Annotated in this window: 18 protein-coding genes; 9 read left to right on the top strand and 9 right to left on the bottom strand. The window is 41.1% G+C overall.

The genetic code is table 11. The features are described 5' to 3' along the window. The first annotated feature begins 100 nt into the window (after positions 1-100). A complete protein-coding gene (locus RN80_RS06080) occupies positions 101-1819 on the top strand; it encodes a phospho-sugar mutase (RefSeq protein WP_060628231.1) in 1719 nt (572 codons plus the stop codon). A 110-nt stretch (positions 1820-1929) separates the two neighbouring features. Next, a complete protein-coding gene (locus tag RN80_RS06075; protein WP_060628229.1) occupies positions 1930-2277 on the top strand; it encodes a DUF6568 family protein in 348 nt (115 codons plus the stop codon). A 33-nt stretch (positions 2278-2310) separates the two neighbouring features. On the opposite strand, the gene RN80_RS06070 is transcribed toward RN80_RS06075, so the two are convergent. The 8 genes from RN80_RS06070 to yjbM all read right to left on the bottom strand — a co-directional run bounded on the left by RN80_RS06070 (position 2311) and on the right by yjbM (position 9975). Next, positions 2311-3120: an MBL fold metallo-hydrolase gene (locus RN80_RS06070; RefSeq protein ID WP_060628228.1), complete on the bottom strand. Its 810-nt coding sequence runs from the start codon at positions 3118-3120 to the stop codon at positions 2311-2313. Between the two features lies 1 nt (position 3121). Next, positions 3122-4471 (bottom strand): cell wall metabolism sensor histidine kinase VicK, encoded by a 1350-nt coding sequence (gene vicK / locus RN80_RS06065; RefSeq protein WP_060628226.1) that lies wholly within the window; start codon positions 4469-4471, stop codon positions 3122-3124. Beyond that, entirely contained in the window at positions 4464-5171 is a 708-nt protein-coding gene (gene yycF, locus RN80_RS06060; RefSeq protein WP_049539286.1) for a response regulator YycF, read from the bottom strand. Before yycF ends, vicK begins: the two co-directional genes overlap by 8 nt. A 55-nt stretch (positions 5172-5226) precedes the next feature. After that, on the bottom strand, positions 5227-6402 hold the full coding sequence (gene mutY / locus RN80_RS06055; protein WP_060628224.1) for an A/G-specific adenine glycosylase: 1176 nt from the start codon (positions 6400-6402) through the stop codon (positions 5227-5229). Between the two features lie 188 nt (positions 6403-6590). Further along, positions 6591-7565: a phosphate acetyltransferase gene (gene pta, locus RN80_RS06050; protein WP_000451580.1), complete on the bottom strand. Its 975-nt coding sequence runs from the start codon at positions 7563-7565 to the stop codon at positions 6591-6593. Between the two features lie 43 nt (positions 7566-7608). Continuing rightward, a complete protein-coding gene (locus RN80_RS06045) occupies positions 7609-8505 on the bottom strand; it encodes an RluA family pseudouridine synthase (RefSeq protein WP_060628222.1) in 897 nt (298 codons plus the stop codon). Beyond that, the gene (locus RN80_RS06040) at positions 8502-9320 is read right to left on the bottom strand and encodes an NAD kinase (RefSeq protein ID WP_000799056.1); all 819 of its coding nucleotides are present in this window, start codon (positions 9318-9320) and stop codon (positions 8502-8504) included. Before RN80_RS06040 ends, RN80_RS06045 begins: the two co-directional genes overlap by 4 nt. Further along, a complete protein-coding gene (gene yjbM / locus RN80_RS06035; RefSeq protein ID WP_060628220.1) occupies positions 9304-9975 on the bottom strand; it encodes a GTP diphosphokinase in 672 nt (223 codons plus the stop codon). Before yjbM ends, RN80_RS06040 begins: the two co-directional genes overlap by 17 nt. A 128-nt stretch (positions 9976-10103) precedes the next feature. Between yjbM and RN80_RS06030 the strand changes: the two genes are divergently transcribed. The 7 genes from RN80_RS06030 to RN80_RS06000 all read left to right on the top strand — a co-directional run bounded on the left by RN80_RS06030 (position 10104) and on the right by RN80_RS06000 (position 14875). After that, a complete protein-coding gene (locus RN80_RS06030; RefSeq protein WP_060628218.1) occupies positions 10104-10673 on the top strand; it encodes a CYTH domain-containing protein in 570 nt (189 codons plus the stop codon). A gap of 111 nt (positions 10674-10784) precedes the next feature. Continuing rightward, positions 10785-11744 carry a ribose-phosphate diphosphokinase gene (locus tag RN80_RS06025; protein ID WP_060628217.1) on the top strand — a complete coding sequence of 320 codons (960 nt, stop codon included), beginning with the start codon at positions 10785-10787 and terminating at the stop codon, positions 11742-11744. Between the two features lie 9 nt (positions 11745-11753). Beyond that, positions 11754-12869 (top strand): cysteine desulfurase family protein, encoded by a 1116-nt coding sequence (locus RN80_RS06020; protein ID WP_060628215.1) that lies wholly within the window; start codon positions 11754-11756, stop codon positions 12867-12869. A 4-nt stretch (positions 12870-12873) separates the two neighbouring features. Next, a complete protein-coding gene (locus RN80_RS06015; RefSeq protein ID WP_000863540.1) occupies positions 12874-13221 on the top strand; it encodes a DUF1831 domain-containing protein in 348 nt (115 codons plus the stop codon). A 7-nt stretch (positions 13222-13228) separates the two neighbouring features. Next, a complete protein-coding gene (locus tag RN80_RS06010; RefSeq protein WP_060628213.1) occupies positions 13229-13444 on the top strand; it encodes a DUF4649 family protein in 216 nt (71 codons plus the stop codon). An 82-nt stretch (positions 13445-13526) separates the two neighbouring features. After that, the gene (locus tag RN80_RS06005; protein ID WP_000653417.1) at positions 13527-14168 is read left to right on the top strand and encodes a redox-sensing transcriptional repressor Rex; all 642 of its coding nucleotides are present in this window, start codon (positions 13527-13529) and stop codon (positions 14166-14168) included. A 17-nt stretch (positions 14169-14185) separates the two neighbouring features. Continuing rightward, complete coding sequence (locus RN80_RS06000) at positions 14186-14875, top strand: gamma-glutamyl-gamma-aminobutyrate hydrolase family protein (RefSeq protein WP_000743337.1); 690 nt, start codon at positions 14186-14188, stop codon at positions 14873-14875. On the opposite strand, the gene radC is transcribed toward RN80_RS06000, so the two are convergent. After that, positions 14872-15552, bottom strand: a complete 681-nt coding sequence (radC, locus tag RN80_RS05995; RefSeq protein ID WP_060628212.1) for a RadC family protein — start codon at positions 15550-15552, stop codon at positions 14872-14874. The genes RN80_RS06000 and radC overlap by 4 nt on opposite strands. Between the last annotated feature and the right edge of the window lie 36 nt (positions 15553-15588).

Below are 15588 nucleotides of genomic sequence, written 5' to 3'. Positions count from 1 at the left end.
ATGTCACTACTTTTCTGAAAATTATGCTACCGTTTTACTAAAACGCTAAAAAGTGCTATAATGTGAACGGTTAAAACAATTTACAAAAAGGAGAATTTCAATGTCTTACCAAGAAAATTACCAGAAATGGGTTGATTTTGCGGAGCTTCCCGACTACCTTCGTCAAGATTTAGAAAATATGGACGAAAAAACTAAGGAAGATGCCTTCTATACAAATCTTGAATTTGGTACTGCAGGTATGCGTGGCTTGATTGGTGCTGGTACAAACCGCATCAACATCTACGTTGTTCGCCAAGCTACTGAAGGTTTGGCTCGTTTGATTGAGTCAAAAGGTGAAAATGAAAAAGAACGTGGTGTGGCAATTGCCTACGATAGCCGTCACTTCTCACCTGAGTTTGCCTTTGAGTCTGCGGCAGTTCTTGCTAAACACGGCATCAAATCTTACGTATTTGAAAGCCTCCGTCCAACTCCAGAACTATCATTTGCAGTTCGTCACCTCAACTGTTTCGCAGGTATCATGGTCACAGCTAGCCACAATCCTGCACCATTTAACGGTTACAAAGTTTACGGTGAAGACGGTGGACAAATGCCTCCACACGATGCAGACGCTTTGACTACATATATCCGTGCAATCGAAAACCCATTTGCAGTTGAAGTTGCTGATGTGGAAGCTGAAAAAGCTTCTGGTTTGATTGAAGTTATCGGCGAAGCTGTTGACGTAGAATACCTTAAAGAGGTTAAGGACGTAAACATCAACCCAGCCTTGATTGAAGAATTCGGTAAAGACATGAAGATTGTCTACACACCACTTCATGGTACTGGTGAAATGTTGGCTCGTCGTGCTCTTGCCCAAGCAGGATTTGACTCTGTTCAAGTCGTTGAAGCACAAGCAACTCCTGATCCAGACTTCTCAACTGTAAAATCTCCGAACCCAGAAAGCCAAGCAGCCTTTGCCCTTGCTGAAGAACTTGGTCGTCAAGTTGGTGCAGATGTTCTTGTGGCAACTGACCCAGACGCTGACCGTGTTGGTGTTGAAGTTCTTCAAAAAGATGGTAGCTACCTCAACCTTTCAGGTAACCAAATCGGTGCTATCATGGCTAAATACATCTTGGAAGCCCACAAAAACGCTGGAACTCTTCCTGAAAATGCGGCTCTCTGCAAATCGATTGTATCAACTGACTTGGTAACGAAGATTGCTGAAAGCTACGGCGCAACTATGTTCAACGTTTTGACAGGTTTCAAATTTATCGCTGAGAAAATCCAAGAATTCGAAGAAAAACACAATCACACTTACATGATGGGATTTGAAGAAAGCTTCGGTTACTTGATTAAACCATTCGTACGTGATAAAGACGCTATCCAAGCCGTTCTAGTCGTTGCTGAACTTGCTGCCTACTACCGTTCACGTGGTTTGACACTTGCAGACGGTATCGAAGAAATCTACAAAGAGTACGGCTACTATGCAGAAAAGACAATCTCTGTTACCCTTTCAGGTGTCGATGGTGCTGAACAAATCAAAGCAATTATGGCTAAATTCCGTAACAATGCTCCAAAAGAATGGAACGCAACAGCTATCACTGTCGTAGAAGACTTCAAGGCTCAAACTGCTACTGCCGCTGACGGAACTGTTACAAACTTGACAACACCTCCAAGTGATGTTTTGAAATACACACTTGCTGACGGTTCATGGATTGCCGTTCGCCCTTCAGGTACAGAACCAAAAATCAAGTTCTACATTGCAGTTGTAGGGGAAACCAACGAAGAATCACAAGCTAAGATTGCTAACATCGAAGCAGAAATCAATGCTTTTGTAAAATAACGACCTAAAAAGATGAGACTAACCAATCTCATCTTTTTTTCGTATCAAATCTAAGCAATTTTAGAAACTTTATGGCATACTAGACATATCAATGAAAGCGAGGTAATCTCATGGAACAATTTTTAGATAATATCAAAGACCTTGAAGTCACTACAGTTGCGCGTGCGCAAGAAGCTCTTGATAAAAAAGAAACTGCAACCTTCTTTATCGGTCGTAAAACTTGCCCTTACTGCCGTAAATTTGCAGGTACATTGGCAGGTGTAGTAGCTGAAACCAAAGCTCACATCTACTTCATCAACAGTGAAGAAGCAAGCCAACTCAATGAGTTGCAAGAATTCCGCTCACGCTACGGAATTCCAACTGTACCAGGCTTCGTTCACATTGCAGATGGACAAATCAATGTCCGTTGTGACTCTTCAATGTCAGCACAAGAAATCAAAGATTTCGCAGGATTGTAAAAGATATAAAAAGAAGGCATATTCGCCTTCTTTTTATATCTCTGTCAATGGTGTTGCGGTATCTGGTGAGGTATCATAAACCTTAAAGTCTACTCCGACTCCCAGATCAGCTTGAGCTAGCTGATTGACCATGGTCATGTGAGCCAGTTCCTTGATATTGTTTTCCTTAGATAAATGTCCAAGGTAGATTTTCTTAGTGCGATTTCCTAGGGTCCGAATCATAGCTTCAGCACTATCCTCGTTAGAAAGGTGACCCAGATCCGATAGGATTCGTTGTTTGAGTCGCCAAGCGTAAGAACCTGCTCGCAAAATTTCTACATCATGGTTGGACTCGATAAGATATCCATCCGCATTTTCGACAATTCCCGCCATACGGTCACTAACATAACCTGTATCTGTCAAAAGGACAAAACTCTTATCATCCTTCATAAAGCGATAGAACTGCGGTGCGACCGCATCATGGCTTACGCCAAAACTCTCGATGTCAATATCTCCAAAGGTTTTGGTTTTGCCCATCTCAAAGATATGCTTTTGCGAAGAATCCACCTTGCCAAGATACTTGCTATTTTCCATAGCCTGCCAGGTCTTTTCATTAGCATACAAATCCATACCATACTTGCGAGCCAAAACACCCACACCATGGATATGGTCTGAATGCTCATGCGTAATCAAGATGGCATCCAAGTCTTCTGGTTTACGATTTATTTCAGCAAGTAGGCTGGTGATTTTCTTACCAGATAAGCCTGCATCCACTAAAAGTTTCTTTTTTGGGGTTTCCAGATAAAAGGAATTTCCACTGGAACCCGACGCTAAAATACTGTATTTAAAGCCTGTTTCACTCATTCTAGTCTTCTACTTCGTCCTCCCATACTTCTTCCTTCACTGCATCCTTATCATAAGGGAGCACAATGGTAAAGGTTGATCCCTTACCATATATACTCTTGGCCCAAATAAAACCATTATGTTGTTTGATAATTTCTTTGGCAATAGACAGTCCCAAACCTGTTCCACCTTGGGCACGACTTCTAGCACGATCCACACGGTAGAAACGGTCAAAGATACGTGGCAAATCCTGCTTAGGAATACCCAATCCTTGGTCTGAGATAGATAAAATCATCTGATCGTCAGTTGTTTTCATGGTCACTGTGATTTTCCCACCATCTGGCGAATACTTGATGGCATTGTTAAGAATATTATCAATGACCTGTGTCATCTTATCTGTATCAATTTCAATCCAGACAGAGGTAATTGGGTAATCTCTCACCAGTTCGTATTTCTTCTCTTCATCCTGCACTCTTATCTGATCAAAACGGTTGAGGATAAAAGTAATAAAGGCTGTAAAGTTAATCAGTTCCACATCTAGGTGACTAGTTGCATTATCAATCCGTGAAAGATGGAGGAGATCTGTCACCATCCGCATCATACGGTTGGTTTCGTCTAGAGACACCTTGATAAAGTCTGGTGCGACAGGTTCTGACAAGGCACCCTCATCCAAGGCTTCCAGATAGGATTTTACACTAGTCAGAGGCGTCCGTAACTCATGACTAACGTTGGATACAAAGAGTCTCCGCTCGCGTTCCTCCTTCTCCTGCTCCGTCGTATCGTGTAAAACGGCAACCAGACCTGAGATAAAGCCAGATTCTCGACGGACCAAGGCAAAGCGTACACGAAGGCTCAGATATTCACCATTAGCATCCTGAGAATCAATCATAAGCTCAGGAATCTGGGTAATCAAATCACGAAGTTCGTATTCATCTTCAATCTTAAGCAACTCTAGAATGCTCTTATTAAGAACATCTTCTTTCTGAACACCTAGCTGTTTCTTGGCCATGTCATTAATCATAGTAATCTTGCCACGACGATTGGTCGCAAGGACTCCGTCCGTCATGTAAGACAGGATACTATGTAATCTTTTACTCTCTTGTTCCAGATTTTCTTGGGTCAACCGAATTACTTCTGATAAATCATTGAGATTATTGGTAATATTAGTGATTTCAGAGCTTCCCTGCATGTCCAACACCTGAGAATAATCTCCTGCAATCAGGTCTTTAACTTTTTGATTAATTTGCTTCAACCGAATATTATCCCGACGATTTTCTAGTAAGAGCAAGGTCACCACTAAAATAAAGCCAAGTAGAATGAGGATAAAGATAAAATCACTGGTTAAAACTGTGTCTTTAATTAGTTTAATCATTATTTCTCATATAATAACCAACACCACGACGTGTTAGGATATACTCAGGACGACTTGGTGTATCTTCAATCTTCTCACGCAAACGTCTGATAGTTACATCGACAGTCCGAACATCTCCGAAATAATCATAACCCCAGACAGTTTCAAGCAAGTGTTCACGCGTAATTACTTGACCGATATGAGACGCCAAGTGATACAAGAGTTCAAATTCACGGTGAGTTAAGTCTAGTTCTTCACCGTATTTTTTAGCCACATAAGCATCTGGCACAATCTCCAAGTCCCCAATTTGCAAAGGCTGAGTTTTCTTTTCATCAGACTCTTGATTATCTACAGAAGTCAAATCTGTACGACGAAGAAGAGCTTTGACACGTGCCTGCAACTCACGATTTGAGAAGGGTTTGGTCACATAGTCATCCGCCCCAAGCTCTAAACCGATAACCTTATCAAATTCGCTGTCTTTAGCTGAAAGCATGATAATAGGCACACTACTTGTCTTGCGAATAGTCTTAGCAACTTCTAAACCATCAATTTCTGGAAGCATCAAATCCAGAATAATAATATCTGGCTGCTCTGCTTCAAATTGTTCTAGCGCTTCACGGCCATTAAAAGCAGTTACAACCTCGTAACCTTCCTTGGTCATATTAAACTTGATAATATCCGAGATTGGTTTTTCATCATCTACAATTAATATTTTTTTCATTTGTTCACCTTTTTCTCTACTATTATACCAAAAAAATAACAATACGACACAATAGCTAGTCTTTGCTACTGTCTAAGTTGGCTTGTGCATAAGCCTGCCAGATTTTTTGTTGGGGTTTGGCAAGTGGGTAATCCTTAAACTCTTCTGGTGAAAGCCAGCGAACTTCCCTATCTGAAAAATCATGGGAATCACTCACCTGACCTGCTACAATTTGAACATGCCATTTACGATGGCTAAAGACATGCTTGACAGTATCAAAATAAACATCAAACCAATCAACATCTAAGTCATAGTCCTGCTGGAAACTCTCTTCTGGGCTGGGACCAAAATTCACACTTTCTTCTGCAACCTGATGAAAGAGGTCAAACTGCTCTTCTTGCGGAAACTCATCAACTTCTATCAAAGGAAAATGCCAAAAGCCTGCCAATAACTTTTCACTTTCATTTTTTTCAAGTAAAAATTGCCCCTGAGTATTTTTGACCACCAAGGCTTTAAGATAAATGGGAACTGGCTTTTTCTTGGGAGCCTTGATTGGATAACGGTCCATGGTTCCATTTTGGTATGCCCCACTAAAGTCCTTCACTGGACTCTCTTCTGGCCTAGGATTTACAGGAGCCTCAATATCTGAGCCCAAGTCCATCAAAGCTTGGTTAAAGTCGCCAGGATGTTCTGGGTCAATCAAGATTTCCATCATCGCCTGAAAAATTTTGCGATTACTTGGAATGCCAATATCGTGGTTGACTTCAAATAGACGCGCCAAAACTCGCATGACATTACCATCTACAGCCGGCTCAGGCAAGTTAAAAGCAATACTAGAAATGGCTCCTGCTGTGTAAGGACCAATTCCTTTCAAACTGGAAATTCCTTCATAGGTGTTTGGAAATTGACCACCAAAGTCAGTCATAATCTGCTGAGCAGCAGCCTGCATATTGCGTACTCGAGAATAATAGCCTAAACCTTCCCAAACCTTCAACAAACGCTCTTCAGGCGCGTTTGCCAAACTTTCCACAGTTGGAAACCAGTCCAAGAATCGTTCGTAGTAAGGGATAACTGTATCCACTCTGGTCTGCTGGAGCATGATTTCAGATACCCAGATATGATAAGGATTTTTACTTCTACGCCAAGGTAAATCTCGCTTATTTTCATCATACCAAGCGAGAAGTTTCTCACGGAAAGAAATGATCTTTTCCTCCGGCCACATGACAATACCGTATTCTTTCAAATCTAACATATCTCTAGTATAACACAGAAGATTCTAACTGTCCTTTTCCTAGTATTAATACTCTTCGAAAATCAAATTCAAACCACGTCAACGTCGCCTTGCCGTACTCAAGTACAGCCTGCGGCTAGTTTCCTAGTTTGCTCTTTGATTTTCATTGAGTATAAAAAGCCTCTTCCCAAAGGAAAGAGGACTAAATCTTATTGATGAACTGCTTGGGCTGCTGTGATAAGGGTCAACTTGTAAACATCATCAGCATTACATCCACGAGAAAGGTCGTTAACTGGCTTGTTCAAACCTTGCAAAACAGGTCCAACAGCCGCAAAACCACCAAGACGTTCTGCCATCTTGTAGCCGATATTTCCTGCCTCGATACCTGGGAAGATGAAGACATTTGCTTGACCAGCTACTGTACTTCCAGGAGCTTTCAGAGCTGCAGTTTCAGGAACGAAGGCCGCATCAAATTGCAATTCCCCATCGATTTCAAGGTCAGGACGCAAGTCGTGAGCAATTTTAGTTGCTTCTACAACTTTATCGACGCTCTCACCAAATCCTGAACCTTTAGTAGAATAGCTTAGCATAGCAATTTTAGGCTCGATACCAAACATCTTAGCTGTGATTGCTGAGTTGATGGCAATTTCAGCCAAAGCTTCTGCGTCTGGATTAATGTTGATGGCACAGTCTCCAAACAGGTAACGTTCCGTACCACGAACCATGAGGAAGGCACCTGAAGTGCGAGTAACATTTGGACGAGTTTTGATGATTTGTAGGGCTGGGCGAACTGTTGAAGCTGTTGAGTGAATCGCTCCTGACACCATTCCATCAACCAAGCCCAAGTAAACCAACATAACACCAAAATAGTTGACATCTTCAACCAAAACCTTGCGTGCATCTTCTTCAGACATTTTGCCCTTGCGACGCTCTACCAAGGCAGCAACCATTTCTTCAAATTGAGGATAATGTTGAGGGTCGATGACCTCATAACCATCCATGATCCCTTCAATTTCAAGATAAATTTTAATTTTTTCAGGATTTCCAAGCAAAACAGGAATCACTTCTGTTTCTTTTACCAGACGTTTAGTTGCTTGAAGAATACGAGGTTCTTCCCCTTCAGGGAGAACGATACGAGCATTTTTACCAACCAAGTTGGCTTTGAGACTTTCAAAAACTTCCATGAGTTTTCTCCTTTAAGATAATAATTATACTCTGAAACATTTTTTATAGAGTATTAGTTGATAACTGAGTAATAAGGTTGCTGAAATCATCCGGCAAGGAACTTTCTAACTGCAAGTCTTGCTCTAGAAAAGGATGATAAAAAGATAGGTAATGGCAATGCAGGGCCTGACGTTGGATGCCGTCGTCCAGACTACCACCATACAAGTCATCGCCCAACAAAGGGAAACCAATATGAGAAAAATGGACTCGGATTTGGTGGGTTCGTCCAGTATGAAGGCGAATGTCGACCAAGTGGATATTTCCATAAGAAGCTACAATCTTGTAGGAAGTATGGGCATACTTTCCACCTTTAGCCACTCTTCTGGTGATAATGGAGTCTTCATCACGCGCAATCGGGGCAATAATTTCCCCCTCTGACTCCAAGTGTCCATCACCTTTAACCAAAGCAAAGTAGCGTTTTTCAATGGACTTCTTCTGCAACTGCTTGTCTAATCGTGCGTGGGCATAGCCGTGCTTAGCAAAGAGCATCAAGCCAGAAGTATCTCTATCAAGTCTGGTCACAATGTGAACCTGCTGATTTTCATAGTTTTGCTTGACGTAGTAACCCTTGATAAAATTGGCAACGGTATTAGAGTGATTGACACTAGGAATAGAAGCCACTCCATAGGGTTTGTTTAAGACTAGAAAATGGTCATCCTCATAGAGAATATCCAGTGGGCGCTCGATAGCTTCTAGAGTTTCAAAGCCTTCCTCAGGGGGAATATCAATGACAACGCGGTCTCTAATATCCAATAGATAAGTTGCATTTTGAGGTTGGTCATTGACCAGAATAGCTCCGCCTCGAAACTTAATCTTGGCCAGAAGCCCCTTAGAAACCTCGTGCTTTTTTAAGAAGGTCTTAACCTTGACATGTTCGTCTGCGATAAATTCAAACCTCATTCGTCCACCTCGCCGATAAAAGCATCCTTAACGCGGTTCCAGAAACTGGTATGGCTCGGTGATGCGACAAAGTGAATCTTATGATGGTCGATTTGATACTCAATTCGTTCAATATTTCGGAAGGAATAAACGCTATTGTCAACCGAAATGGTATGGTAATCGTTTCTCGTTGGAATGAGTTCAATCTTATCCTTCTTAGGAACAATAATGGACGAACCAAGCGTTCGATAGACCCGATTATTGAGGCTGGCAATTTCCGTTAATTGCAAAGCTTCAATGGTTGGGTGTAAAACAGCTCCACCAAGAGACTTGTTATAGGCTGTACTACCAGTCGGTGTCGAAACTGTTAGCCCATCTCCACGAAAACGTTCAAAGTGGACACCGTTAATCACAACATCCGCCACCATGGTTCGATCAGACCTGCGGATACTGGCTTCGTTGAGTGCTCTAAAAATCTTAACTTCACCATTTTCAAGAAAGACCTTCACATTCAGAACAGGATAAGAGACTCTTGCTCCGGTATCTAGCTGCAAATTAGTCACTAGCTTGTCCAACTCAAAATCACGGTAGTCCGTATAGAAGCCCAAATGTCCAGTATGAACACCAATGAAGCGGACCTTGTCAAGCTGGTTTTCGTACTTATGAAAAGCCGACAAGAGCATACCATCCCCACCAATGGAGATGACAATGTCCGGATTGGTATCATTAAGTATAAACTGATTCCTCTTCAAACGATCTCGCAATTCATACAAAACCCTTTGACTCTGCGGTTTTCTATTGGCTATCAGGTCAATTCGTTTACCTGTATTCTTCATCTGTATCGTCACTGTTTCCTACACCGTCATTTAATTTTCTACTCAAAGGATCAAAAAGAGCCTGGGCTTCCTGGATATCATCACGAATTTTGCCCATTTCTTCATCCAACTGATGAGAAATCTTAGCCGTAATTTCCAGTCGCTTCTTTATCTCCTCTGGGAAATCCCCTTGGTACTTGTAGTTGAGAGAATGTTCTATTGTTGCCCAGAAATTCATGGCCAAGGTACGTATTTGAATTTCCGCCAAAATGGTCTTGGCACCATTAATAGTGTCAACCGTATATTCTACTACCACGTGATAGGAACGGTAGCCTGAAGCCTTTCGATGAGTAATGTAATCTCGCTCCTGTATGATCCGCATATCCTGACGCTTGCGCAAAATCTCCACTACTTCCTTAACGTCATCTACAAACTGGACCATAACACGCAAACCAGCAATATCCTGTAAATCGTGTTCCAAGGTTGCATAAGTAATGCCACGCCGGGCCATTTTTTCTTTTATACTCTCAATTGGCTTGACTCGACCAGTCACAAACTCAATAGGGGAATGCTTATTTTGTTTACGATATTGCTTACGAATACCACGAAGTTTAATCTTTAACTCACCAACAGCTTGAATGTAAGGATCTAGAAATTCTTCCCATTCTAAGGTCATATATTCTCCCTTGTTCTCATATTATCCTTCAAAAATATCTTTGATTTTTTCTCCAGATTCATATACAATAAATACAATGCTATTATATCATATAATCCGCTTTCATAGATAAAGAAAAGGTAAGAAAAATGAAACATTTAGAAATTGAATTGAAAACACTCTTGAAAAAAGATGAATACAATCGTCTAAAAGACCAATTCACAGACGTCACTCCTGTTCTCCAAAAAAATTACTACATCGACACGCCTGATTTTGAACTACGAGAAAAGAAAGTTGCTATGCGCATTCGCACTTTTGAAGACTGGGCAGAATTGACACTCAAAGTCCCTCAAAATATCGGAAACATGGAATACAATCAAAAATTGCAACTAAAAGATGCTGAAAACTATCTGAGCAATAAAGAACTTCCTCAAGGGCTTGTGCTCGATGAATTGGCGAAACATGGTATTAAAACAAGTGAATGGCAGATTCTTGGTTGTCTAACGACACTTCGCTATGAAATGCAAACAGCTATTGGTCTCATGGCGCTGGATGAAAGTCAGTACTTTGATATTACAGATTACGAATTAGAGCTTGAAGTTGAGAATCACGAGCAAGGGAAACAAGATTTCCAGCAATTTTTAGAGGAAAATCAGCTTACTTATCAAAAAGCTCCTTCAAAATTGGTTCGATTTGTCAAAAGCATGAAAAATAGCTGAAATAATCTCCATTTTTTGGTAAAATATAAGAGATAAAATACAAAAATCCCAGTTCATATAGGCTAGGTAGATATGGCTAGGATTTAAAAAGTTTACAGAGGACGGTCTATAATGTCAGATAGAAAAAACATGAAACTTTTCGCACTCAACTCTAACCAAGAGATTGCACAGAAAATTGCTCAAGCTGTTGGTGTCCCACTTGGAAAACTATCGTCACGTCAATTTTCAGACGGAGAAATCCAAGTGAATATCGAAGAAAGTGTCCGTGGTTATGATGTGTACATCATCCAATCAACAAGTTTCCCTGTTAACAACCACCTAATGGAATTGTTAATCATGGTTGATGCTTGTGTTCGTGCAAGTGCCCACAGTATCAACGTTGTCCTTCCATATTTTGGCTATGCACGTCAAGACCGCATTGCTTCACCTCGTGAGCCACTTACAGCTAAACTAGTTGCCAATATGCTTGTTAAGGCTGGAGTTGACCGTGTCCTTACGCTTGATTTGCATGCCGTTCAGGTTCAAGGCTTCTTTGATATTCCTGTTGACAACCTCTATACAGTTCCTCTATTTGCAAAACATTACTGCGATAAGGGCTTACTTGGTTCAGATGTTGTTGTTGTTAGCCCTAAGAATTCAGGTGTGAAACGCGCTCGTAGCTTGGCTGAATATCTTGATGCTCCTATCGCCATTATCGACTACCCACAAGACGATGCAACTCGCAACGAAGGTTATATCATCGGTGATGTTGAAGGTAAGAAAGCTATTTTAATTGACGATATCCTTAATACAGGACGTACCTTCTCTGAAGCTGCCAAAATCGTTGAACGTGAAGGAGCTACAGAAATTTATGCTGTTTCTAGCCACGGTCTCTTCGTCGAAGGAGCTGCTGAACTTCTTGACAAAACTAATATTAAAGAAATTCTTGTGACTGATTCAGTAGCAACAAAAGAAAAAACTCCTAAAAACGTATGCTACATCACTGCTAGTGAGTTAATTGGTGATGCCATCGTCCGTATTCACGAAAGAAAACCAGTCAGCCCACTCTTTGCCTACAATAAAAAGAAATAAGGTGATTCTTTGATTTATTTGGACAATGCTGCAACGACTCCTATGTCAGCAGTTGCTATTTCAGCTATGACCAAGGTTATGCAAGAAACCCATGGCAATCCATCTAGTATCCATGGTCATGGTCGTCAAGCTGGCAAACTTTTGCGTGAAGCCCGTCAGGAACTAGCTCAATTACTAGAGACAAAACCTCAACATATCTTTTTCACTTCTGGTGGGACTGAAGGCAACAATACTGCTATCATTGGCTACTGCCTTCGTCACCAAGAACAAGGAAAACATATCATCACAACTGCCATTGAGCACCATGCTGTCCTTGAAACAATTGATTACTTGGTTCAACACTTTGGTTTTGAAGTAACCATTATCCAGCCAAAAAATCAAGAAATCACGGCCCAGCAAATTCAAGAGGCCTTACGTAAAGATACAATCTTGGTTTCTACCATGTTTGCCAATAATGAGACAGGAAACCTACTTCCCATTGCTGAAATTGGACAAATACTCAAGCAACACCCTGCTGCTTATCATGTTGATGCAGTTCAAGCAATCGGCAAAATCCCTATTCACCCAGAAGAATTGGGCATTGATTTTCTCACTGCTTCAGCCCATAAATTCCATGGTCCTAAGGGAATCGGCTTCCTCTACGCATCTAGCATGGACTTTGATTCCTATCTCCATGGTGGAGACCAAGAACAGAAAAAACGTGCTGGAACTGAAAATCTAGCTGCCATCGTAGGCATGGTTGCAGCCCTAAAAGAAGACCTAGAAAAACAAGAAGAACATTTCCAACATGTACAAAATCTAGAATCCGCCTTTCTTTCTGAGCTTGAGGGAGTTCAGTATTATCTGAATAGAGGAGAGCATCATCTCCCTTATGTTCTCAATATTGGATTTCCTGAGCAGAAAAACGACCTCTTACTTCTTCGTCTAGATTTAGCTGGAATTTCTATCTCTACTGGCTCAGCCTGCACGGCAGGTATTGTCCAATCCAGCCATGTTCTCGAAGCCATGTACGGTACAAATTCAGAACGTTTGAAGGAATCCGTTCGCATCAGTTTGTCGCCAGAAAATACTGTTGAAGACCTACATACCCTCGCAAAAACCTTAAAAGAAATTATCGGAGGTTAACCATATGGCATTTGAAAAAACCATTCAGTTAAAAAATTGTCGTTACGACTACACTCTTAGCCCTTCTGTTAAAAAATTCACCCTTAAGGACAATACCTTTTTTGAGACTAAGGTTGGTAACTATGAATTGACTCGCCTTTTGGAAAAAGTTCCGAACAGCGGTGAGGGATTCCAACTCAAAATCATCATTAACAAGGAACTTACAGGTGCTAAAATCAATATCACTGACAAGTTTGGGCTACGTCTAGTTGATATTTTCAAATCAGAAGACCACCACATTCATCAGGAAAAATTCTACTTCCTCATGGATAGCTTGGTAGAACGTGGTGTCTTTACAAAATCGGAAAGATAGGTCCCATATGTTTGAACTGACCTATAAGGACAACTATCATGTAGAGCGGACTCTCAAGTATGAAGATTATGAAGCTCTCATGTTGGCTCTGTCAGGATGTGTGACCCTACCAGATACACTTTATGTGACTTCTCTGACTTTTAAGGGCCAGAAAGTTTATCAGGGTCTGGTCGGAGACCTCTACCGTTTTCTATCACATGCAGATTTTTTACATCAAAACTAAGATTTTTCTTAGTTTTTTCTTGTTTTTGTTGATTTTTTCACAATGTTTCTATAAAATAGAAGAATAGAAAGGTTGTGATTTTGTGAAAGATAAACAGTCTGCTATTCCAAAAGCAACAGCGAAAAGACTCTCTCTCTACTATCGAATTTTTAAGAGATTTCATGCAGAAAAGATTGAACGTGCCAACTCTAAGCAAATTGCAGAGGCTATCGGTATTGATTCCGCGACCGTACGTCGTGATTTTTCCTATTTTGGTGAACTAGGTCGGCGTGGATTTGGCTATGATGTCAAAAAACTGATGACATTTTTTGCCGATTTGCTCAATGATAACTCTATTACTAATGTCATGCTGGTAGGTATTGGAAATATGGGCCATGCCCTTCTCCACTACCGCTTCCATGAGCGTAACAAGATGAAAATTATCATGGCCTTTGACCTAGATGACCATCCTGAAGTTGGTACCCAAACTCCTGATGGGATTCCGATTTACGGAATTTCTCAAATCAAGGATAAAATCAAGGATGCTGATGTAAAGACTGCTATCCTGACAGTTCCCAGCGTCAAGTCACAAGAGGTTGCCAATCTCTTGGTGGATGCTGGCGTGAAAGGAATTCTCAGTTTCTCACCAGTCCATCTGCATTTACCAAAAGACGTGGTCGTTCAGTATGTCGATTTGACAAGTGAACTCCAAACCCTCCTCTACTTCATGCGAAAAGAGGATTAGAAAGCGAAAATCATTTTATGAAAAAACCAGTTATTGGGATTACAGGAAACGAAAAAACTCATCCAGATGATGATATCATGATGAGCTACGCAGCAAAAGGCTTTGTTGAAGGCGTTAAAGACGCTGGAGGGATTCCCATCATCCTACCGATTGGTGATCAAGAAATGGCATGCCACTATATCAGTATGATTGACAAGCTCATCTTGACAGGTGGGCAAAATGTTGATCCAAAATTCTATGGTGAACCAAAAACCATTGATAGCGACGACTACCACCTTCAAAGAGATATCTTCGAACTGGCTCTCATCAAGGAAGCTATTAAACAGAAAAAGCCAATTTTTTCTGTCTGCCGTGGAACACAACTCTTTAACGTTGCCATGGGTGGAACTTTGTACCAAGATATCGAAGACCATTGGCAGGATTGTTCTGCCGAATACACAACTCAACGCTTGGTAACAGAACCTGATACTGTTCTTCGAGAAATCTATGGAGAAATTTCCCATATCAACTCCTTCCACCATCAGAGCATCAAGGATTTAGCACCAAATTTAAAGATTGCGGCTCATGATCCTAAAGATGGTATCATTGAGGCTGTCATGAGTACGGATGATGTTGCCTTTCTCGGTGTCCAATGGCACCCAGAATTTCTATTTGAAAATCGTCCCAAAGATAAAAACCTCTTTGACTATGTCGTTAATGAACTTTAGATTAAATCTGTTTTTTCACGGTAACTAAAGTAACTAGAATGTGAGACAATCAAATGGTCCAAGAGGACAAGCCCCATCAGGTCACAGGCGTCTTTTACAAGTTTAGTCACATGATCATCATTTCGGCTAGGGGCTACCGCTCCCGAAGGATGATTGTGAACCAATATGAGAGAAGTCGCCATATGCTTGATAGCATAGTGAAGGATCTCTCGTGGCTCAGCAATACTGCGAGTTGCAGAACCGATAAAAATGGTCTGTTGATGGATGATTTGATTTTGAGTATTGAGATAGAGCGCCACCAGGTGCTCTTGTTTTTTGTCCCCCAATTCCTGCTGCATCTTCTTGGCAAGCTTTTGGCTACTGAGAATACTTTCCATTTCAAGGGTCTCGTGTTTATGAATACGATGCCCCAGTTCAATCATAGCTTGTAACTCTATGGCCTTAACACGGCCGATACCAGATAGACTCTGCAATTCCTGCAGGGTCATTTTTTTCAAATCTGTTAGGCTTGAAAGATTATTCAAGATTTTCTGGGCAATTTCAAAAACGCTAGCTTGACGTGTTCCTGTCCTCAGTAAAATAGCTAGCAACTCTTGATTACTGAGCGCTTCAACTCCTTCTTTTGCTAGCCTTTCTCTTGGTAATAGTGAATCTTCTTGGAATGAAATACTATACATAAAAATCCTCCTCACTTTATTATTCGTGAGAAGGAT

This window comes from Streptococcus mitis, from assembly GCF_001281025.1.
GTDB classification, from domain to species: domain Bacteria; phylum Bacillota; class Bacilli; order Lactobacillales; family Streptococcaceae; genus Streptococcus; species Streptococcus mitis_AK.
The sequence above is the reverse complement of the archived record's forward strand: the minus strand, read 5'-3'. Positions and strand labels throughout refer to the sequence as shown.